This is a genomic window from Streptomyces sp. NPDC000941 (assembly GCF_053599555.1).
The window spans coordinates 60023-78449 of the sequence record NZ_JBSFMM010000013.1; the positions used below are offsets into that span (position 1 = coordinate 60023).

16 protein-coding genes are annotated in these 18427 nt (G+C 68.6%); 9 read left to right on the forward strand and 7 right to left on the reverse strand.

Going from position 1 to position 18427, the window contains the following annotated elements; genetic code table 11:
• Nucleotides 1–2: 2 nt before the first annotated feature.
• From ACWDSL_RS07465 to ACWDSL_RS07475, 3 genes are all read right to left on the reverse strand, one after another.
• Nucleotides 3–2750: a molybdopterin-dependent oxidoreductase gene (locus ACWDSL_RS07465; protein ID WP_450482659.1), complete on the reverse strand. Its 2748-nt coding sequence runs from the start codon at nucleotides 2748–2750 to the stop codon at nucleotides 3–5.
• Nucleotides 2747–3574: an FAD binding domain-containing protein gene (locus ACWDSL_RS07470; RefSeq protein ID WP_450482661.1), complete on the reverse strand. Its 828-nt coding sequence runs from the start codon at nucleotides 3572–3574 to the stop codon at nucleotides 2747–2749. The genes ACWDSL_RS07465 and ACWDSL_RS07470 overlap by 4 nt, the downstream gene beginning before the upstream one ends.
• Nucleotides 3575–3722: 148 nt before the next feature.
• A complete protein-coding gene (locus tag ACWDSL_RS07475; protein ID WP_450482663.1) occupies nucleotides 3723–4676 on the reverse strand; it encodes an oxidoreductase in 954 nt (317 codons plus the stop codon).
• An 82-nt stretch (nucleotides 4677–4758) separates the two neighbouring features.
• On the opposite strand from ACWDSL_RS07475, the gene ACWDSL_RS07480 reads away from it, so the two are divergent.
• Nucleotides 4759–5346: a TetR/AcrR family transcriptional regulator gene (locus ACWDSL_RS07480; RefSeq protein WP_450482665.1), complete on the forward strand. Its 588-nt coding sequence runs from the start codon at nucleotides 4759–4761 to the stop codon at nucleotides 5344–5346.
• Nucleotides 5347–5392: 46 nt separating this feature from the next.
• On the opposite strand, the gene ACWDSL_RS07485 is transcribed toward ACWDSL_RS07480, so the two are convergent.
• Nucleotides 5393–6928 (reverse strand): SMI1/KNR4 family protein, encoded by a 1536-nt coding sequence (locus ACWDSL_RS07485; protein WP_450482666.1) that lies wholly within the window; start codon nucleotides 6926–6928, stop codon nucleotides 5393–5395.
• A 143-nt stretch (nucleotides 6929–7071) separates the two neighbouring features.
• Here ACWDSL_RS07485 and ACWDSL_RS07490 point away from each other — a divergent pair, with 143 nt between their 5' ends.
• Nucleotides 7072–9441 (forward strand): hypothetical protein, encoded by a 2370-nt coding sequence (locus ACWDSL_RS07490; protein WP_450482668.1) that lies wholly within the window; start codon nucleotides 7072–7074, stop codon nucleotides 9439–9441.
• 163 nt (nucleotides 9442–9604) lie between these two features.
• Nucleotides 9605–10873, forward strand: a complete 1269-nt coding sequence (locus ACWDSL_RS07495; protein ID WP_450482670.1) for a glucuronyl esterase domain-containing protein — start codon at nucleotides 9605–9607, stop codon at nucleotides 10871–10873.
• A gap of 75 nt (nucleotides 10874–10948) precedes the next feature.
• On the opposite strand, the gene ACWDSL_RS07500 is transcribed toward ACWDSL_RS07495, so the two are convergent.
• Nucleotides 10949–11719, reverse strand: a complete 771-nt coding sequence (locus ACWDSL_RS07500) for a hypothetical protein (RefSeq protein WP_450482672.1) — start codon at nucleotides 11717–11719, stop codon at nucleotides 10949–10951.
• 50 nt (nucleotides 11720–11769) lie between these two features.
• Here ACWDSL_RS07500 and ACWDSL_RS07505 point away from each other — a divergent pair, with 50 nt between their 5' ends.
• Complete coding sequence (locus ACWDSL_RS07505) at nucleotides 11770–12123, forward strand: hypothetical protein (protein WP_450482674.1); 354 nt, start codon at nucleotides 11770–11772, stop codon at nucleotides 12121–12123.
• A 571-nt stretch (nucleotides 12124–12694) separates the two neighbouring features.
• The gene (locus tag ACWDSL_RS07510; protein ID WP_450482676.1) at nucleotides 12695–13174 is read left to right on the forward strand and encodes a hypothetical protein; all 480 of its coding nucleotides are present in this window, start codon (nucleotides 12695–12697) and stop codon (nucleotides 13172–13174) included.
• An 859-nt stretch (nucleotides 13175–14033) separates the two neighbouring features.
• Here the strand turns inward: ACWDSL_RS07510 and ACWDSL_RS07515 are convergent.
• Nucleotides 14034–14285, reverse strand: a complete 252-nt coding sequence (locus ACWDSL_RS07515) for a hypothetical protein (protein ID WP_450482677.1) — start codon at nucleotides 14283–14285, stop codon at nucleotides 14034–14036.
• 173 nt (nucleotides 14286–14458) lie between these two features.
• Here ACWDSL_RS07515 and ACWDSL_RS07520 point away from each other — a divergent pair, with 173 nt between their 5' ends.
• Together ACWDSL_RS07520 and ACWDSL_RS07525 are read left to right on the forward strand one after the other, a co-directional pair.
• Nucleotides 14459–15307, forward strand: a complete 849-nt coding sequence (locus ACWDSL_RS07520) for a helix-turn-helix domain-containing protein (RefSeq protein ID WP_450482679.1) — start codon at nucleotides 14459–14461, stop codon at nucleotides 15305–15307.
• Nucleotides 15286–15492 (forward strand): DUF397 domain-containing protein, encoded by a 207-nt coding sequence (locus tag ACWDSL_RS07525; protein ID WP_450482681.1) that lies wholly within the window; start codon nucleotides 15286–15288, stop codon nucleotides 15490–15492. The genes ACWDSL_RS07520 and ACWDSL_RS07525 overlap by 22 nt, the downstream gene beginning before the upstream one ends.
• Here the strand turns inward: ACWDSL_RS07525 and ACWDSL_RS07530 are convergent.
• Nucleotides 15489–16934: an SMI1/KNR4 family protein gene (locus ACWDSL_RS07530; protein WP_450482683.1), complete on the reverse strand. Its 1446-nt coding sequence runs from the start codon at nucleotides 16932–16934 to the stop codon at nucleotides 15489–15491. The two genes, ACWDSL_RS07525 and ACWDSL_RS07530, sit on opposite strands and share 4 nt — an antisense overlap.
• A 269-nt stretch (nucleotides 16935–17203) precedes the next feature.
• Between ACWDSL_RS07530 and ACWDSL_RS07535 the strand changes: the two genes are divergently transcribed.
• On the forward strand, nucleotides 17204–17818 hold the full coding sequence (locus ACWDSL_RS07535) for a TetR/AcrR family transcriptional regulator (RefSeq protein WP_450482685.1): 615 nt from the start codon (nucleotides 17204–17206) through the stop codon (nucleotides 17816–17818).
• Nucleotides 17818–18393, forward strand: a complete 576-nt coding sequence (locus ACWDSL_RS07540) for an SRPBCC family protein (RefSeq protein WP_450482687.1) — start codon at nucleotides 17818–17820, stop codon at nucleotides 18391–18393. The genes ACWDSL_RS07535 and ACWDSL_RS07540 overlap by 1 nt, the downstream gene beginning before the upstream one ends.
• Nucleotides 18394–18427 lie beyond the last annotated feature (34 nt).

The window sequence follows — 18427 nt, forward strand, 5'->3', positions numbered from 1 at the left end:
GCTCAGTTCCTCGGCACCGGCTGGTCTTCGTTGAGCCGGCGGTAGATCCGTTCGGGGGTCAGGGGCAGCGCGCGGTAGCGGACGCCCGTGGCGTCGTGGAGGGCATTCGCCAGCGCGGGGGCCACCGGGTTGATACAGCATTCCGCGATCCCCTTCGACCGCAGGGGACCGAAGGAGTCCGCCGAGTCCACCAGGAGCACATCGGTGCGAGGGATGTCGGCGTAGGTGGGGATGCGGTAGTTGCGCAGGTTCGGGTTTCCCATGGCGCCGTCCGCGTCGACGTGGTGGTTCTCGGTCAGCGTGAAGCCGATTCCCTGGGCGACGCCGCCTTCCACCTGTCCCCGGACTTGTGCGGGGTTGATGACTACGGCGGCGTCGGTCGCCTGGACGCTGTAAAGGATACGGATCTCTCCCGTCACCCGGTGGACGGCGATTCGGAAGCCCTGCGTATTGGAGGTGACGCTTCGGGGTGAGCCGTAGGCCTTGCGGGCGGCGGTGAACCGAACTCCGTGCGCCCGGGCCAATGGGACGAGCTCGGCCAACGACACGCGCTGGTCGCCGCAGACGACACCCTCTTCGTCCAGCGAGCACATCGCGACATGGACACCCATATGCGCGGCAGCCACCTCCAGTATCCGGTCGCGCACGGCGTTGGCCGCTCGGAGTACCGCGTTGCCCGCCACGAAAAGGCCCGCACTCGCAAAGGCTCCGGTGTCGAATCCCGTGCGGTCGGTGTCGGATTGCACCAGGCGAATCCGCGACGGCGTCGTGCCCAGCTGGTTGGCCGCGATCTGGACATGCGCGGTCGACGTACCCTCGCCGAATTCGACGGTGCCGACGGCCAACTCGTACATGAGGTCGTCGCCGAGCGTGACCCAGGCCTCGGAGATGTGTTCGGTCGGTGGCGCGGTCTCGTGCACGGAACTCGCGACGCCGACCCCGACGAGCCAGTCGGATCCGGGAGGCGGCTCATCGGCCGTACGGGCGTCGGCCGTACGGGGATCGGCCGTACGGGCCATGGCGTCAGCCACGAGATCGATGCACTTCGCGAGTCCGTCCTCGGCGACTACCACGTCGTCGGGGCCGTCGTGCATGGCGACGAGCGGATCGCCCGGTCGCACGATATTGCGCCGTCGCAGTTCCAGCGGGTCGATATGCAGTGTGCGTGCCAGTTCGTCCATCGCCGATTCCACGGCGAACGTCGGTTGCGTCATCCCGTAACCGCGCAGTGCCCCGCTGGGAATGGTGTTGGTGTAGACGGAGAACGCGTCGTACTTCTTGTTGGGGCAGCGGTAGATCATGACGGCAGCGCCGCCCGCATACAGCGTTTCGCCGCCGTGGTTGCCGTAGGCGCCCGTGTTCGACACATTGCGGACCTGGAAAGCCGTGAGTGTTCCGTCAGCCTTCGCGCCGAGCTTGACCGTCAGCGTCATCGGATGCCGTGTCGAAGCGGTGGTGAACTCCTCCTCGCGGGTGTACTCGAAGCAGACGGGGCGTCCGGTGTCCAGGGTGGCGAGCGCGGCCAGATCCTCCGAGATGACTTCCTGTTTGCCGCCGAAGCCGCCGCCGACACGTTTGCAGAACACCCGGAGCTGGTCCGGGCGCAGCGCGAACAGATAGGCGAGTTTTCCCTTTGCGATCGACGGCGACTGCGAACTGGTGCGGACGTTCAGACGGCCGTCGTCCATCCAGGCGATGGAGCCGTGGGTCTCGAGATGCGCGTGCTGCACTCGCGGTGTGGAGTACGTGCCTTCGTGGATCACATCGGCTTCGGCGAACCCCGCGTCGATATCGCCGATATGCGAATGGATCTCGATCAGGATGTTGTGGACGGGATCGCGGACGAATGGATCGTGCGTTCCATGCAGCTGTGGCGCCCCCTCGGCCATCGCCTCTTCGGGGTCGAATACGGACGGCATCACCTCATATTCCACGTCGACCCTTCGACAGCCCTCTTCTGCCGCCCGCACCGTGTCGGCCAGGACCGCGGCGACGCGTTGGCCGACGAAGCGGACCGTGTTGTCGAGGATGAAGGTGTCGTCCGGATCGACGAGATGATCGGTGTGGATCGCCGTGGTGAAACGCTTACGTGGCACATCCTCCCAGGTGTAGACCCGATGGACACCGGGAACCGCGAGTGCGGCGGTCTTGTCGATCGAGACGATCCGGGCATGCGCATGCGGTGAGTGCACCACCTTGAGGTGCAGCATGCCTTCGATGTGGGTGTCCATGGTGAACTCGGCACGGCCGGTCACCACATCGTCGGCCGCCGGGGCGCTGACGCTCGCCCCGGCGGCCTTTCCCGGCGCGGCTTTCTCCACGCCGGCGACGCCCTTCACGGCATCCTCGATCCCGCGATAGCCGGTGCAGCGGCAGAGGTTGCCTTTCAATGCCCGGGGCAAGTCCTCTTTCTGTGCCTCGGTGAACGCTGCCGACGTCATGATCATCCCTGCGGTGCAGAAGCCGCATTGGAAACCCGGTGCATCGCGGAACTGTCGCTGCATGGGATGCAGATCGCCGAGTGAGCCGATGCCCTCGATCGTCGTCACTTCATGACCGTCTGCGCGGTAGGCAGGGGTGATGCAGCTGTGTACCGGATCGCCGTCCAACCACACCGTGCATGCCCCGCAATCGCCTGCGTCGCACCCCTTTTTGACGCCGTAGTGGCCGAGTGAGCGGAGGAAAGTACGCAGGCACTGTCCGGGGGCCGGCTCTTCGTCGAAGCTCTTGCCGTTCACGACATATGTCATGCCGGGCCCCCGGCCATGAGTTCGCGACGAATCTCTTCGGCGAAGTGCTTGGTCAGATGGCGGCGGTGGTCGGGGGTCCCGTTGGGATCGGCGAACCAGACTTCTTCGGGGATGACGTCGATGCTCTGCCGCAGAGCCCGGGCATCGGGCATGGTGTCGAAAGCAATGCGCACAGGCCGTGTCGTGCCGGCTGTGACGGTGAGCACCAGGTCGCTCGTTCCCGGGGTTTGAGTACCGATGAGGAATACCGTCGAGCGACCGAGGCGGGTCAGCGTGAACCGGCGGTGCGCAGCACGTTTCCTCAGGGCGCTCGCCGGAATATCGACGCGCCGCAGGATTTCCCCGGGAGTGAGAATGTTCCGGTGGTCGCCGGTCACGAAGTCGAGGGCATCGACGGTGCGCGCGGATCCGTCGGGAGCCCACAACTCGTACGTCGCCTCGAGTGCGACCGTCAGCGTGATCATTGGGCCTGCGGGCAATGACAGACAGATGTTGCCGCCGACGGTCGCCGAGTTCCAGACCTTGAACGAGGACAGGAATGCCTCGCAGCTTTTCGCGAAAAGGGTGCCCGCGATCCCAACACCTGGCAGCGCAAAGGCGTACAGGTCGCGGATGGTGCACGTTGCGCCGATTTCGAGGCCCGCGTCGCTCGGGACGAGCGGATCCCAGTGCAATGCCGTCAGATCGATCAGGCGGCGCAGGCTCGGCTGCTCCACGGAGAACAGCCACGTTCCGCCTGCGAGCCAGGTGTCGCCTTCGCGCCAGTCCGCGCCTGGCCTGTCGGAGGGCCGCCGGACGACTTCGGTGATGGTGTTGAGGTCCAAGGGAACTGACCTCCCTCACACTCACGGCGTTATTCGTGCGACGACCGCCTACCGAACTCGATCAACCGAGCGACAGAGCGACAGAGTCGAATTCGGGCCGCTGCGGTCGAACTTCTCCAGGAAGGACCGGCGCGCGCAGAGATACCGATTATATCGCCGAACCAGTCGGCCTCGCCAAGTCCGCGCCCAGCCGCTCGGGGAAGGTGGCGCCGGTCAGCTCCTCCGACACGGTCCACAGGCGGCGGGCCGTTTCCGGGTCGCTGGCCGCCACGGACCGGCCGACCAGCGTCGGGGCGCCGCGCATTTCGGCGAAGCCGTCCGGTCCGACGTAGGCCGCGCCGGGCAGGTCCTGGACCGCGGCGTACAGCGTCGGCCGCGCGCCCGCCTTGCTGTCCTGCGCCAAGACCCGGTTGCCCATCCGCATGGCCGCGCGGCGCAGGAAGCTGGCGTCGTTGCCCTGCAAGTTGGTGGCGGCCCAGCCGGGGTGCGCGGCGAGGGCGCGTACGTGGGAGCCGGCCGCGGTCAGGCGGCGCTGGAGTTCCAGGGTGAAGAGCAGGTTGGCCAGCTTGGACTGGCCGTAGGCGTGCATCGGGGCGTACTCGCCCGTCAGGTTCAGATTCTCGAAGTGGATGTGGTTGTCGCTCGGGATCCGGTGTGCGCCGGAGGAGACGGTCACCACGCGGTCGGTGATATGCGGCAGCAGCAGGTTGGTCAGCGCGAAGTGGCCGAGGTGGTTGGTGCCGAACTGCATCTCGAAGCCGTCCTTGGTGCCGGCCTCCGGGACATTCATGACGCCGGCGTTGTTGATCAGCAGATCGAGGTCGCCTTGCCAGGAGGAGGCGAACCGGCGGATCGAGGCGAGGTCGGCCAGGTCGAGCGGGCGCACCTCCAGGGTGCCGCGCGCACCGGTCACGGTCGCGGCGGCGGCCTCGCCGCGGCCCGTGTCCCGTACGGCGAGTACGACGTGGGCACCGGCCCGGGCCAGGGCGTCGACGGTGGCGAGGCCGAGGCCGCTGTTGGCTCCGGTGACCACGGCGGTGCGGCCGGTCAGGTCGGGGAGGTGGGTTTCGGTCCAGCGGGGTGCCTTCAGGGTCTTTGCCATGCGAGCCAATGTAGGCATCGCAAACAATGATGTCAACGCCAACAATGTAGACGCTGGTCACACCGTGGATAGACTGCTGCGCATGAAGACCCGCCCGTACCACCACGGAGACCTGCGCACCGCGCTGCTGACTCGCGCCGAGCAGACGCTGCGCGACAAGGGCCCGGCCGCCCTGTCGCTGCGGGAGCTGGCCCGTGACATCGGAGTCAGCCATGCCGCGCCCAGCCGCCACTTCAAGGACAAGCAGGCCCTGCTGGACGCGCTGGCCCTGGAGGGATTCGACCGCTTCCTGGGGGCACTGACGGCGGCGCGGGAGTCGGGCGAGGCCTTCGCCGACCGGCTGGACGCGGTCGCACGCGCCTACGTGGGCTTCGCCACGGACAACGCGGCTCTGCTGGAGCTCATGTACTCGGTCAAGCATGAACCGGGTGCGTCCAAGGAGCTGATCGCATGCTCGCAGCGGCTGGCAGGGATCGCCACGGGACTGATCGAAGAAGGGCAGCGCAGGGACGAGGTACGCCCAGGGCCGGTGGAGGGCATCATGCTGCCGGTCATGGCCGCGATACACGGCTTCGCCACCCTGGCGGCGAACGGCACGCTCCCCGCTGAAGAGGTCGAGCAGGGCCTGGGCGCCACCATCGCGTTCGCTCTGCGGGGCTGCGCGGCGTAGCCCCCAGGCCCGGTCCTGCCGGTGGTCCGGCGCCTAGCCTGAGCGCCTAGCCGGGCAGTCGGCCGGAGTAGTAGCGGATGTCGCCCTGGTCGCCGCCGAGGCCGGCCGCCCACTCGGCCAGTGTCTCCGGCGAGGAGGCGTTCACGGGGGCATCCGAAGAGCCGCCGGCCAGCACGGCGGCGGCCAGGGCGGGCGGTGGCCCGGCGCGCTCGATGAGCTCCCGCCACTGCTCCGGACGCATCGCCAGATACCACAGGCCCGGTATCCGGGCGGCCACCTCGACGTCGCGCACCGCCGCCCCGGACAGATCCAACCCGTACAGCCGGGGGCAGTCCCGCAGCGGGGCCAGCGACACGGGCTCGGTCGACCGCACCGTCACGGCCGCCAGCGTGGGATGTTCCGCCAGCGGCGACAGCTCCGCGTCGCAGGTCACGTGCGCGTAGTACACGGGTGGCTCCGAGGCCGCGCCCGAGCCGTCCGTTCCGCCGTCCGCGCCGTCCGCGCCGTCCGCGCCGTCCGCGCCGTCGATGGTGTCGCCGGGGAGCTGCGGCAGCCCGGCGTCGATCCACAGTTGCTCGGACGGGACTTTGCACCTGTAGTCGCCGCGCTCCAGCGCCGCCAGTTCCAGCCGCAGCAGCTCGGTCACCGAGTCGGCCACGTACACCGGGCCGTCGTCGTGGTGCAGACCCACCCGGATCACCTGGCCCGGGCGGCCGCCTTCGGCCGGATCCATGTCCACGGCCAGGAAGTCGCCGCCGGTGCTCTCCGCGAAGATGATCCAGCCGGGGCGATCGGCCGAGGACCGCGCCCTGGCCCACGGCAGACCGTCGGAGCGCACCGAACCGAGCGAGTGGTACTGCCAGCTGTCACCCGCCGCCCACCAGCGGTCCGCGTGGCGGAAAGAGACCAACTGGTCGATGGCGAGCCAGATATGGCGGTCGAAGAGCCGGGCGCCGTCGTCCCCGCCGTCGCCGTCGGCCACGGCGTACAGCGCGCGCAGATCGTCCGGGAGCGACGCGCCCAGCTTCCGCTCGTAGTCCTCGATCCCCTCGGCGTCCCAGGGGTCGGGCAGCACGTCCTCGAAGCGTTCGAGGCGGCCCGGCTCCCAGCCGAAGATCTCGGCCCGCTTGCGCAGATGCGCCCACAGCAGCCGCACCGCCTCCTGCGGATCTCCGGCCTGTGTCGGGTCCGCGGGCCCGGGCTGGAGATCGCCGGCGTCGGGTGGCCGGACATCGGGCCGCAGTACGTAGACATGGCCCGGCCCTTGGGGCTGCAGCACGATGGCCCGGCTGGTCAGCGCCTCGAACCGGCCGTCGGGGTACACCACCAGCTCGATGGTCAGTTCGTCGGCCCTGGTGTCGTCCAGCTCGAAAACCCGCCGCAGCTGCTTGGGTGTCCGCATCGATCCGGGGCGTGTTCTGCCGTTCGCCAGAACATTGACCACTCCGTGGCTGCCGATGCCGTGCCGGTCGGCACGAGCGCTGATCGATGCCCGCCGCCACCCTGGAGGCGCCCCTTTGGCCATGCTGTGCGCCACTTGCTGCAACAGCGCGGTGATCTGCGGGTTCTGCGGGCTGGTCATACGGCTCCCTTGCGGTTGCCCGGTTGCTCGGACTGGGTGTTACTCGGGCTGTGTGTGGGACCCATTCCAGCAGCCGTGACCGACAACTGGGCTGCGTTGCACCGGGATAGGCTCGGTGGCCCCCGGAAAGGAGACGCGGATACATGGTGGCCGGCTTCCACAGTTTCCATTGGCAAGGCTGCGAACTGCCCAACGCGGAATTGGAGCAGGCGCATGACGAGCTGATGGCTCCGACCGAGGCGCAGGCGTACTTCAGCGCCTTCCGCACCCTGCTCCACTGCGGACACACCGTCGCCGCGGGCATCGCGCTCGACCACTTCCAGTACTCCGGGGCGCTGACCCGGTTCGGCGGCGAGAGCGCGGTCGCGCAGTACGGGCCCGACGTACTCGCCGTGGCCCGCGAACTGCTCCGCCGGCCGCCGACCCCCGAGGACGAGGACACCTCCGCGGGCGCCAACCACGCGAGCGCGCTGAACGCGATGATGAACCTCGCCGAAGCCGCCGACGTGGACCTCATCGCCGACGCTCTGACCCTCGCCACCAATGACAATGTGCGCTCCACCGCGTGTTCGGCCGCCGCCACCGCGCTGGCCGCGGCCGAGACGCCGAGCCCGCGGCTGGTCGCCGCGCTCGGCGCCGTGGCATTCGACGAAAGCCTCGACGTCGACATGAGGGAGCGTACGCAGGCCCTGCACGCGGTGTTCGAGGCGGACGACCCCGAGGCGACGGCCCTCCTGGTCCGCGCCACCGAGTCGAGCGAGCTCCGGCTGCAGATCCAAGGCGCCCTCGGGCTCACCACAAACGGCCGGTTCCACGACCACCGGGAACGTGTCGAGCGGCTGGCGGCCACCTGGCCGCAGGACGCGCCATACGAGGCGCGCCTGGTGCGGGAGGCGCTGACCGGGTTTCACAGCATCTACTGGCTCGGGGCCCGGCTGGACGACGATCCGGAGCTCGAACGCGCCCACGCGGAGCTGATGTTTCCCACCGGCAACGAGGACGCTTACCACCGCGCCTTCCGCACCCTGCTCCACAGCGGAAACCCGGTGGCCGTGGGCATCGCGCTCGACTACTTCGAGAGCTGGCAGGGGCTGGGCCACTTCCTGAACTCGAACGAGATCGAGGCGTACGCGCCCGAGGTGGTCGCTCGGGCCTGGGAGGTGTTGGGCGATCCGCCGTCGCCACCCGAGCTGAGTCCGCGTACCGGGGAGGCCGCCAACCACATCAGCGCGTTGAACGCGATCGGCGCCCGCTGGCCGCAACCATCGGACGCGAGGCGGATCGCCGAGGTGCTGGAGCGGGCCACCAGCGACGGGGTGCGCGACAAGGCGCTCTGGGTCGCGTACGGAGTGCTGGACACGGATGACGCGGATGACGCGGATGACACGGACGAAGCAGACGACGGCACGGCCGGGACGACGCCGGACGACCGTACGGCCGAGGCGGCCGACGGACCCGATCGTGAACGACTTGTCGACCTCGTCAGCCGCTTCGTGTTCGACCCGTCCCTGTCCGGCCACCACGAGATCGCACTCCGCGTGCTGGGCGACGCACTGGGCCCCGAGGCCAACCCGCTGCTGCTGCGGGCCCTGGACGGCGACGACTGGGACATCCACGTCCAGGCGGCCTGGTGGCTGTCCCGCCCGGAACGCATCGACGAGCACCGCGACCTGCTCGAAGAGGCGGTGGAGGGCTGGCCGGTTGAGATCATGTCCTCGGCACACGACGCCGATCTGGTCCGCAAGGCGGTGTTGGGGGGCATGCACAGCATCCACTGGGAAACCCACCGGCTCGCCGACCCCGACCTCCACCGCGCACACCGCGAACTGCGGGCGCCCAGCGGCGAGGAGACGTACCACCGCGCGCTCCGCACCCTGCTCGACAGCGGCCACGAGGTGGCGGTGGGCATCGCGCTGGATCACTGGTACCACGACAAGGGCCTCGAAAGTCACTTCGGCGAGCAGGCACGCTCGGTCGACGCGCCGCAGGTGCTGGCACGCGCCCGCGAGGCGCTGCGCCGGCCCCCGGCACCGGCCGGCGCCGGCCACCTGAGCGCGTTGAGTGCGTTGGACGCGCTGCGCGTGGGGCGCTCGTGGGAGCCGGGCGACGCGGCGTTGCTCGCCGGTGTCCTGCGGCAGGCCGGCGACCCCGAGGTGCGCAGCTGCGCCCTGTACACGATCAGCGGGTTGCTCTACGAAACGAACACGGCGGACGAGGAGTTGATCAGCACTCTCGGGACCCTCGCCCGGGACGGCAGCCTTCCCGTATCGCAGCGCACCCACGCGCTGGGATCGCTGCGGGACGCCCCTGGCGACGCGGCGACCGAGGAGTTGGTGCGCGCCACTGGGTGCGAGGAACTGGAGGTGCAGGCCACGGCCGCCCTGGGCCTCACCGACGAGCCCCGGCTGGCGGACCACCGGGCCCTGCTCACCCAACTCACCGCCTCGTGGCCGACGGAGGGGGCGCCATGGGTCGTCGGCCGCGTACGCGCGAGCCTTGAGGCACAGGACTGACGCGAGGCTGACGCGGGACTGACGCGCCACTCAGCGGGACCGGTTCCCGGGCCTGGTCAATGGGAAGACCGAGCCCGGGTCACAGGTGTTGCTACCCATCCGGCCCGCCCCTTGGTGGGAGCGCTCCCACAGCCAGAAGCTGCCCTCTCAGGGAGGTCCCCACATGCGCTTTCAGCGATTACGGCCACGGGTGTGGGCACCCGCGGTCCTCGTGGCCGTCGCGAGCCTGACGGCCACCACCCTCACCACCCAGGCAGGCGCCACCAGCAACCCCGGGGCGCCCGCGACACGCATCGCCCCCGGCGTCGAGGACGACGGCGCCGACTGCGCCGTACAAGACCCGGGCTCTTTGACCGCCAACTCCAAGCTCCCCGCCCCCTTCACACGGCTCAACGGGACACGCATCACCACCAAGTCCGACTGGCGGTGCAGACGAGCCGAGTTCAAGAAGCTGGCGGAGAAGTACCTCTACGGCGAGAAACACGCGAAGCCCGCCAGTGTCACCGGGACGGTCTCGAACACCAACATCACGGTGAACGTGTCGGACCAGGGCAAGAGCTCCAGTTTCTCCGCCAAGGTCGAACTTCCCAGTGGCTCCGGCCCCTTCCCGGCCGTCGTGGTCGTAGGGGGATTCGGCGCGGACACCGCCACCATCAAAGCCTCCGGCGCCGCCGTCATCAGCTACGACCCCCTCGCGGTCGGCCGCGAAGGCACGCCACGGAACAACAAGCAGGGCGCGTACTACAGCATCTACGGCTCGCAGAGCAGCACCGGAGTGCTCATGGCCTGGGCCTGGGGGGTGAGCCGCATCATCGACGTCATCGAGCAGTCGGGCGGCAACATCCTCAAGGCGGACGCGATGGGCGTCACGGGTTGCTCGCGCTACGGCAAGGGCGCCTTCGCCATCGGCGCCTTCGACCAGCGGATCGCGCTGACCATGCCGATCGAGTCGGGCACCGCGGGGGCTCCCATCCTCCGCGGCATTCCTGGAGAGAGCGGTTCACAGCCCCTGAGCAGCGCCTACTCGGAACAGCCGTGGCTGGGCGACGCGTTCGGCTCCTTCACGGGCAACCCGACCACACTGCCGCTGGACACACACGAAATCGTGGCCATGGTGGCGCCGCGCGGGCTCTTCATCATGGAGAACCCGCATATCGACTGGCTGGGCGCCAAGTCCGGCAGCGTGGCGGCGCTCGGCGGGGCCGAGGTCTACAAGGCCCTCGGCGCGGGCGCCAACATCACCTACTGGTCCGACATCCAGGACGGCAACCACTGCGCCGTCAGGTCCGAGTGGAAGACCCCGTTGCAGCAGAACATCCAGAAGTTCCTGCTCAAGACGGGCAACACCGCCGGCACGATCAGGATCTCGAGCAAGAAGCCGGGCAACCTCTCCGAATGGCGAACCTGGACGACTCCGACCCTCACCGATTAACCCAGCAGCGAGTCAGCCCAGCGGCGAGCGATTCGAGCGCCCCGGCTCCGTCGGGGCGCTCCGGCATCTCGGGCGCTACTCGGCCGCGCCCGCAAAGCCGTAGTACAGCCCGTGCCCCAGGACCGGCAGCCCCACGGGCAACCGGACACCGGTCAGCTCGGGCACGTCGACGTCATCCCATGACACGGTCGTATCGACGAGGTGCCTGCGCAGGTCGATCGAGCTCACCTCGGCGCCGTCCACGTACGTGGTGAGCGTGGGGGCGCTGCTGAGCCCGGTCTCCAGCGCGAACCACTCATCGCATGCCCAGCGGATCTCGTCGGCGTCGGACGCGACGATGGTCGTGCCGTACCGCACGCTTCCACTCCATGCCTCGTCCTCGAACACATGGAAGCTGTACGCGGCCTCCGCCGCGGCCGGTTCGCCGCTCACGCCGAGCAGCACCGCCAGCTCGTCCAGTCCGGCCTCGGCGGCGTGGCCGAGGGGGCCGGCCGCACGGATCCGGGCGTACAGCTCCTCCGCCTCGATCTGCCGCCGCCTGACGGTGCCCTCGTCCTCCCCGTAGTCCTCCATGACGTCGGGGTTCATGTCCAGGACGGCCTCCCAGTACGAGATCTGCTGGGCCAGGCGCCCGGTCAGCAACGTCAGGGCCTCGATGTCATCGGGCCGTGCCTCCACCGCGGCGCGCAGCCAGCGCTCCTCGGGCCAGCTCTGGTCACCGTCGCCGGGAGCCCGCGGTTCCGATGCCGTCAGGCACAACAGTCGCCCCAGCTGCAGCGCGGCGCGGCCATCGCCCGCCATCGCGGTGGTCCGCAGCCGTGTGATCGTTTCCGCAGTGATCGCCATGGGCTGACGTTACTGGAGGCGAAGCGATCTTCGGCTGACAGGATGAAGCCATGACGAAACCCCAGGCCGCGGCCCTCACCGGAGGAAGGGTCACCGTCGACAACTTCCGCTTCGACAAGGAAGACCCGGACGACGAGGACTCCGGCCTCGGGACGATGTACTTCGAGCGCAACGGCAAGGAGCTCTCCTTCGACGTGGAGCAGGAGTCGAACGACTACCTCGACATGGGCGCGGCCCAGGCCGCCATCGAAGCGCTCAGCCCCGACGACGACCCCCGAACCTTCCGCTGCGTCGACAGTGGCCACTACACCATCGGACGCGACGATGTCATGGTCCTGGCCACTGCCGAGCAGCGCGAAGGGCTCTTCCAGCACCTCGGCATCACGTTCCGCGAACCGTGGTGAGATGCCTACCGGTAGTTCGTTAATTCCGGCGGTGGCGTGGGGTGACGGCGGGGCAAGTTGGTCGTACGCCGGGTACGCCGGGTACGCCGGCGGAAGGAGCCCACTGCTTTGCTGGGGCTGGAGACGACCACTCGCCGTCCGTGCCCGCCTGCGCGGGGGCGCCAGTGGTCGGCGCACGCGAAACCGCAGATGGCCGCCGCTCTCGCGGCTCGGGCCAAGAAGCCATCCATTTGGGTGCTTCGATCGTGATGGCGGCAGCGACGAAAGCGGATGGCCGACACCGCGGGTACGCGGTTACTGTGCGCAGATGTCGTACCGACTCGACGCTGTCATCGGCGACTTCGACCGCTTGCGAAGCTGGGCCGAAGGAGTGTCGGAGGCGGTGGTTGCCCCGCTCGCGCAACGTTTGGGGTTGATGCCACTGCCCCCCGCGCTCCGCAGTGATCTGCCGCGAATCCTGTGCGCCCTCTCACAGGGCGGACCGGTGGCCCATGTGAAAGCGGACTTCTGGGGCGGCGACGGGCATCAGGCTGCTGCCTTGTGGCGGGCTGGTGTACGGGTATGGGGCCCAGTGCAGACGTCGGCATTCGACGGTCTGCGGGAGGACTGGCCCATCAACGCCGCGCTCGCCCGGCTCGGCGTGGTGTCGGCCGGCCCTGACGCGCCGGACTGTCGCGACCTGTTCGTGGAAGTAGGCCTTGGCCAAGGACGGGACGAGGAGGACTGGCGCTGGGCCGCCCTGAAGGCGTACGACGCGGCCGACTACGACGAGTGGTACGCGAGGGAGCAGGCCAAGCGTGAGTACGCGGAGCGTGCCGCAGCCGAGCGAGCCGTTTATGAGCGGCTGCCCGGCATCCCGGTGCCCCTCAACGGCAAGGAAATCATCGCCCTGCTCGGCATACCTCAGGGTCGCACGATAGGGGCGGCCATCCGCCACCTTCAGGAACTCCACGTCGACCGCGGCCCGCTGTCCCGCGAGGTGGCCGAAGCCGCACTGTGCGCCTGGGCGGCAGAGCGAGGCCTGTCCCCCACCCCCCTCAACGGAGGGTGAAGACACCGTCCCCACCCGTTTGTAACCCGGCTTCCGCGGACTGCTACCGCCCCCAATGGATGTGGGGTGGCTGGTCCGTTGTCTTGGTTCCTTGGCCCGGTGGGTGGCTGGGCTTACGACGGGCTCCGCTGCGCTCCGCCGCAGCTGCTGCCGCGCGGTGGCGAGCCGGTCGGTCCAGCGGTGCGCTGGGCCGAGGCGCGCGAGCGCGACGAACGGGCCGGCGATCGCTGGACGGCATGGTCCGGACGCCGCGTGCGTGCATCGTCTCGCGCCTTCGGCGCACAGCGGCCAGCAACGGGAAAGGGGAGGGGGGCGCCAGGGGCATCGTCGCCGTCCAGCCCCATGGGCCCTCACCGGCCGAGGGGGCGGTGGAACGGCGGGGCGGCGGATGGTCGCCCGGAGCGGTGGATGCCGGTCCGGTTGGGGCCCTCCACCCACCTGCTCTTAAAAAGATGCTTGCTCTGCATCAAGTACTGCATCAAGCGATTATTTAAGAGCAGGTGGGTGGAGAGGCGATCCCGTCCCCCGGTGCCTGCCCATCCGTCGCGCTCCCGCCCCCCGGCCGGGCGCACCGCTGGACCGACCGGGCAGCCACCGCGCGGCAGCAGTCGCGGCGGAGCGCAGCGGAGCCTGCTTTGAGCCCAGCCACCCGCCGGGCCGAGGACCGGGACGCCGCGTCGGCCGCCCCCTTCCCTCCCGCTGCTGCCGCTTTGGACCCGGAGGGTCCGAGACGAAACCCGCACCCGCCCGAACCGAATACCGCGAGACGACGCACAGGCGCAGCCGAAGCGCAGCGAAGCCCACCCGCCGCACAGCGAAGCGCACCGCCGCACACAGCAGTCAACCCGAACCGAAAACCTCAGCAGCGGTACCAGGGCGCCGAGCGGTCGCGGTGCAGCGGGCACTCGCAGGGCGGGAACTGGCTGGACTGCAGGGGCGCGAGCTTGTCCTTGATCATGACGATCACCTTGCCCAACTCCTCCGTGACCGCGCCGGTCTCCGAGGACACGCGATACACGCGCATCGTCATCCGCGGGCCGTCGGGCTCGGCCTGCGCACGGCGGGAAATGCCCTTGCCCCGGGCGGTGACGCGCTCGATAGGTTGATCCATGTCGACCTGCTTCCTACGTCGGGTTGGCCCGCCCCGGGACCGCGCGCACGGTCGCCGGGGCTTACTTCCTCCAGGCCAATTACGGTGAGTGCGCCAATCGTTGCGCTCCGACACGTATGCTCAACAGAGGCCAGTGGTCCCAGTCACATCGCGGGACCAGGAGGGATGGACCCATGACGTTCCAGCCACGCGAACTCTTCCCCGACCGCTCCGCCCGCGATCTGTTCGGCGCGGAGATCCGCCGCCACCGTGAGAAGGCCGACATGTCGCTGCGGCGGCTGGCGGAGGTGCTGAACTACAGCAAATCGCACCTCGCACGGATCGAGGCGGCGGAGTCGCTGCCGTACGACGACCTTCCTGCGAAGCTGGATGCGTGCTTCGGGACTGACGGACTGTTCGCGCGGCTGTACGCGCTCGCGAAGAACGAGCCGTTTCCGGGCAAGTACCGGCGGATGATCGAGCTCGAGCGCCAGGCGGTCATCATCGAACAGTACGTGAGCGCCACATTCCCCGGTCTTCTGCAAACACCGCAGCTCGCCGAGCGCGCCCTACGCTGCGGCCACCGGCACGCTCCGCAGGCGGAAATCGAGGCGCTGGTGAAGGCCCGCATCGACCGTCAGGCGTTGTTGGATCGCCCCAAGCCGCCACGCTGTTGGTTCATCCTCGACGAAGCCGTGCTGCGCTGTCCCGTTGGCGGGCCTGAGGTGATGTGCGACCAGTTGGCGTCTCTGATCAAGCGTGGGACAGAGTCACACGTAACCATTCAGGTGCTGCCCTTCACCGCAGGCGAGCATCCGGAAAGAGGCGGCTCACTGACGCTGTTCACGATTCCCAGTGAGCCGTTGGTGGCGTACGACGAGAGCAGCCAGTCCGGGACGATCGTCGAGGACCAGGAGACTGTCACACGGCGCAGGGAGAACTACGATCTGCTCAGGGCCATGGCCCTCTCGCCCCGCGACTCCGAGGCGATGATCCAAGCCGTGATGGAGGACTGGACCCCATGCCAACCACCCCGGACCTGAGCGTTGCCACGTGGCGTAAGAGCAGCTACAGCAACAACGACGGCGGCAACTGCGTCGAGGTCGCCGACAACCTCCCCGACATCGTCCCCGTCCGCGACTCCAAGAACCCCGAGGGCCCCGCCCTGATATTCCCCTCCCGCTCCTGGGCCGCGTTCATAACCACCCTCAAGGCGCCCACCGCCTAGTGGTCCGGTCGGACTTCCCGACCCATCGACAGGATTTCCCGCCCCCGCTCGCCGGTGATCATCTCGGCGAGCACGGGGTCGGCGAACAGCGCCACGGGGGCGATGTGGTCCTCGTGCAGCGGACGCCATAGCCGTATCGCCTCCTTCAGTTCGGGCCAGGCCGCGTCAATGAGCTGACGCTCCCGTGCCCGGTCGTATGCGCCAAAGGGGTCGTGCGCTTCGAAGTCGGCCGGCACGCCGTCCTCCGATTCCTCGCTGACGAGGACCGTGGAGACGGTCAGGGTTGGTATTTCCACGCGCATGACGGGCTGGCCGTCCACCCACGTCTGTTCGTAGGTCGCGTTCCGTCGCTGCTCCTCATACGGGTCCGGGACCTGGAACGCGGGGTCTGCGGCCAGTCGGTCCGTGATGTGGTGGACCGCGGCGTTGAATTCCGGGTTGCCGAAGGAGAGCTGGAAATCAGGGGCAGCGCGGCGGGCCTCGTGGTCGGCGATGAGCGACCGCAGCCATTCCGGGCCGTTCTCCTTGGAGAATCGCAGGGTCGACCATCCATGTGGCAGATCACGAGTGCGGTCCTCCTCGAAGACAAGAGGCAGCAATTCGTCTTCGAACAGGGGATGTTGCAGGATGCCGGGATGGTGCCCGTAGTTCACGACATGGCTGATCCCGGTCTCGTGCTCACCGCCGCCGAGCATGGTCAGCATCTGGAACCGCAGCAGCAGAGCCCGCTCGTTGCCGAACTCTTCGGCGTCGGTCAGGACCTTCAAGGGGCCGTCGATTTCGCCTTTGAGGGCAGCGAGCCGGGCCTCTTCTACCTGGGCGTCCCAGCGGTTCTTGGTCTCCCCCTCCGGTTTCCGCAAAGCGTGGAACGACTTGTACTGGTCATACATCAACTCGTAGAAGGAGTCGAAGGGCTCCAGCCCGTTCCCCGACCAAGAAGTGAGCCAGTAAGCGGTCCACTCCCCGCGCTCATTCACGTCCCCGGGGTCAAGGAAGATATCCGCCGCGTCACCGTCGAGCGATACGAGCAGAGAACGCCTCAGCACCGCTCCCTCGTTGATCACGTCAGCGTCTTCTTCCTCCTCTTCTTCATCCTCGCTCTCTGCGTCGCCCTCCGCGAGTTCGTCGTAGATCTCGATCAGGTACTCCCGGTCGGAGTCGGCCAGCCACTCCAACTCAGCCGTTCCGGCCAGCCGGTAGATGAAGCAGCCCGCGTCCCGCCACCCGTTGGTAACCGCCAGGAATTCGCGCAGTGACACCGGCAGAGTGCGGCCCAAGCGGGCCTCGGCCGCCGCGATCTCCGCCTCGCTCGCCGGGGCGAAGCCGAGCCAGCAGTCACGCACGACGGCCGCGTCCAGCTCGGCGTCCTTCTCGGGGTCATGGCTGTCGATCCACTCCTCGCTCCATTGCTGGAGGAACGGACGCCACTGCTCGCGGTTCACCGATGTGCTCCCTCATCTCGAGGCCACTGCTGCAGGACAAGGACAGCACAGGGGTACGACAACCGCCCGAAAGGGTTGCGGCCACGACGGGCTGGGCCAGCTGAAGGGCACCGCAGTCGACTTCGACCGGCCGGCCCGGATGCCGTGGCCTCCGGCGCCGCCCGACACAGCCGTGGCGCCAATTTCGCTACCACCGTTGCGTAAATCGTTCAGCTCCCGCTACGGTCGATTTACGAAACACCAGTAGCGGAAAGGTGGTGAGTGTGGCGATGGCACAACGGGGCCGGCCTCGCGACACGGAGGCGGACGAGCGGATCCTGCACGCGGCGCTGGAACAGCTACTGGCGCACGGGTACACGGGCTTCGCGGTGGACAAGGTCGCCGAGCAGGCCGGAGTGGCCAAGACGACGCTGTACCGGCGCTGGCCGACCAAGGATCACCTGGCCATCGCCGTGGTCGCCCGGATGCAGGACGACGTCGCCGTGCCGGACACCAGGGACGTACGCGCGGATCTCACTGACTACGCCGAGCAGATCGCCCTCGGGCTCAACCGCATGCGACGCGCCGGGCAACACGGAGACGCGGACGACCACTCGGCCGGAGTGGTGGCCGAGCTCGTGGCCGCGGCCGCCCGGCATCCCGATATCGGAGTGCTGGTGCGTGAGGTCTTCACCCGGCGCAACCAACTGGTCCTCGGGCTGATCGAACGTGCCAGGCAGCGCGGCGCCCTCGATGCCACCACCGACCCCGGCCTGTTGTTCGACCAGCTCGCCGGTGCGCTCTACTACCGGCTTCTGATCACCGGCCATCCGATCGACCGCACCTACGCCGAACGCCTCGTCAACGCCGCCCTCACCGGCGCCCTTCCCCACCCGGAGAGCTGATGACCATGACCATGACCGCACCGGAAACCGCCGTCCGCCCGCCCCGGAATCGCCTGCGCCCCCGTCGGCTGCTCGCCGCGCTCGGAGTGTTCCTCCTCCTGCTGACCGCCTACACGATCTGGACCAATGCCCGCCCCTACACCCTGAAGGCCTCGATCGAGATCGAGGCCACCCCCGAGGAGGTCTGGCAGGTCCTCACCGACCTCCCCGCCTACCACGAGTGGAACCCGTTCATGATCTCCGCCAAGGGCACGGTCGAGAAGGACGCCACGCTGCGCCTGGTGATGCACGACGACACCGGAAACACCACCTTCACCCCCACCGTGCTGGCCGCCGAGCCGGGCAGGGAACTGCGCTGGATCGGCCGGATCGGCCCCGGCTGGATCTTCGACGGCGAACACCGGTTCAGAATCGATCCGCTGGAGGGTGGCCGGGTCCGGGTGACGCAGAGCGAGGACTTCACCGGCGTGGCGGTCCCGTTCTACCGGGGCACGCTGCACGACAACACCTTGCCGCAGTTCAAGGCGATGAATCAGGCCCTCGCCGACCGGATCGCCGCTCTTCGGTCCTCCTGACACGGTGGGCCGGCATGCGAAGACAGGAGGTGTG

Excerpts from the sequence above, each read along its gene's own strand:
- ACWDSL_RS07495 (WP_450482670.1), top strand. The coding sequence starts at position 9,605 with ATGCGCTTTCAGCGATTACGGCCACGGGTGTGGGCACCCGCGGTCCTC.
- ACWDSL_RS07515 (WP_450482677.1), bottom strand. The coding sequence starts at position 14,285 with ATGGATCAACCTATCGAGCGCGTCACCGCCCGGGGCAAGGGCATTTCC.
- ACWDSL_RS07520 (WP_450482679.1), top strand. The coding sequence starts at position 14,459 with ATGACGTTCCAGCCACGCGAACTCTTCCCCGACCGCTCCGCCCGCGAT.
- ACWDSL_RS07475 (WP_450482663.1), bottom strand. The coding sequence starts at position 4,676 with ATGGCAAAGACCCTGAAGGCACCCCGCTGGACCGAAACCCACCTCCCC.
- ACWDSL_RS07480 (WP_450482665.1), top strand. The coding sequence starts at position 4,759 with ATGAAGACCCGCCCGTACCACCACGGAGACCTGCGCACCGCGCTGCTG.
- ACWDSL_RS07540 (WP_450482687.1), top strand. The coding sequence starts at position 17,818 with ATGACCATGACCATGACCGCACCGGAAACCGCCGTCCGCCCGCCCCGG.
- ACWDSL_RS07500 (WP_450482672.1), bottom strand. The coding sequence starts at position 11,719 with ATGGCGATCACTGCGGAAACGATCACACGGCTGCGGACCACCGCGATG.
- ACWDSL_RS07465 (WP_450482659.1), bottom strand. The coding sequence starts at position 2,750 with ATGACATATGTCGTGAACGGCAAGAGCTTCGACGAAGAGCCGGCCCCC.
- ACWDSL_RS07505 (WP_450482674.1), top strand. The coding sequence starts at position 11,770 with ATGACGAAACCCCAGGCCGCGGCCCTCACCGGAGGAAGGGTCACCGTC.
- ACWDSL_RS07525 (WP_450482681.1), top strand. The coding sequence starts at position 15,286 with ATGCCAACCACCCCGGACCTGAGCGTTGCCACGTGGCGTAAGAGCAGC.
- ACWDSL_RS07490 (WP_450482668.1), top strand. The coding sequence starts at position 7,072 with ATGGTGGCCGGCTTCCACAGTTTCCATTGGCAAGGCTGCGAACTGCCC.
- ACWDSL_RS07535 (WP_450482685.1), top strand. The coding sequence starts at position 17,204 with ATGGCACAACGGGGCCGGCCTCGCGACACGGAGGCGGACGAGCGGATC.
- ACWDSL_RS07485 (WP_450482666.1), bottom strand. The coding sequence starts at position 6,928 with ATGACCAGCCCGCAGAACCCGCAGATCACCGCGCTGTTGCAGCAAGTG.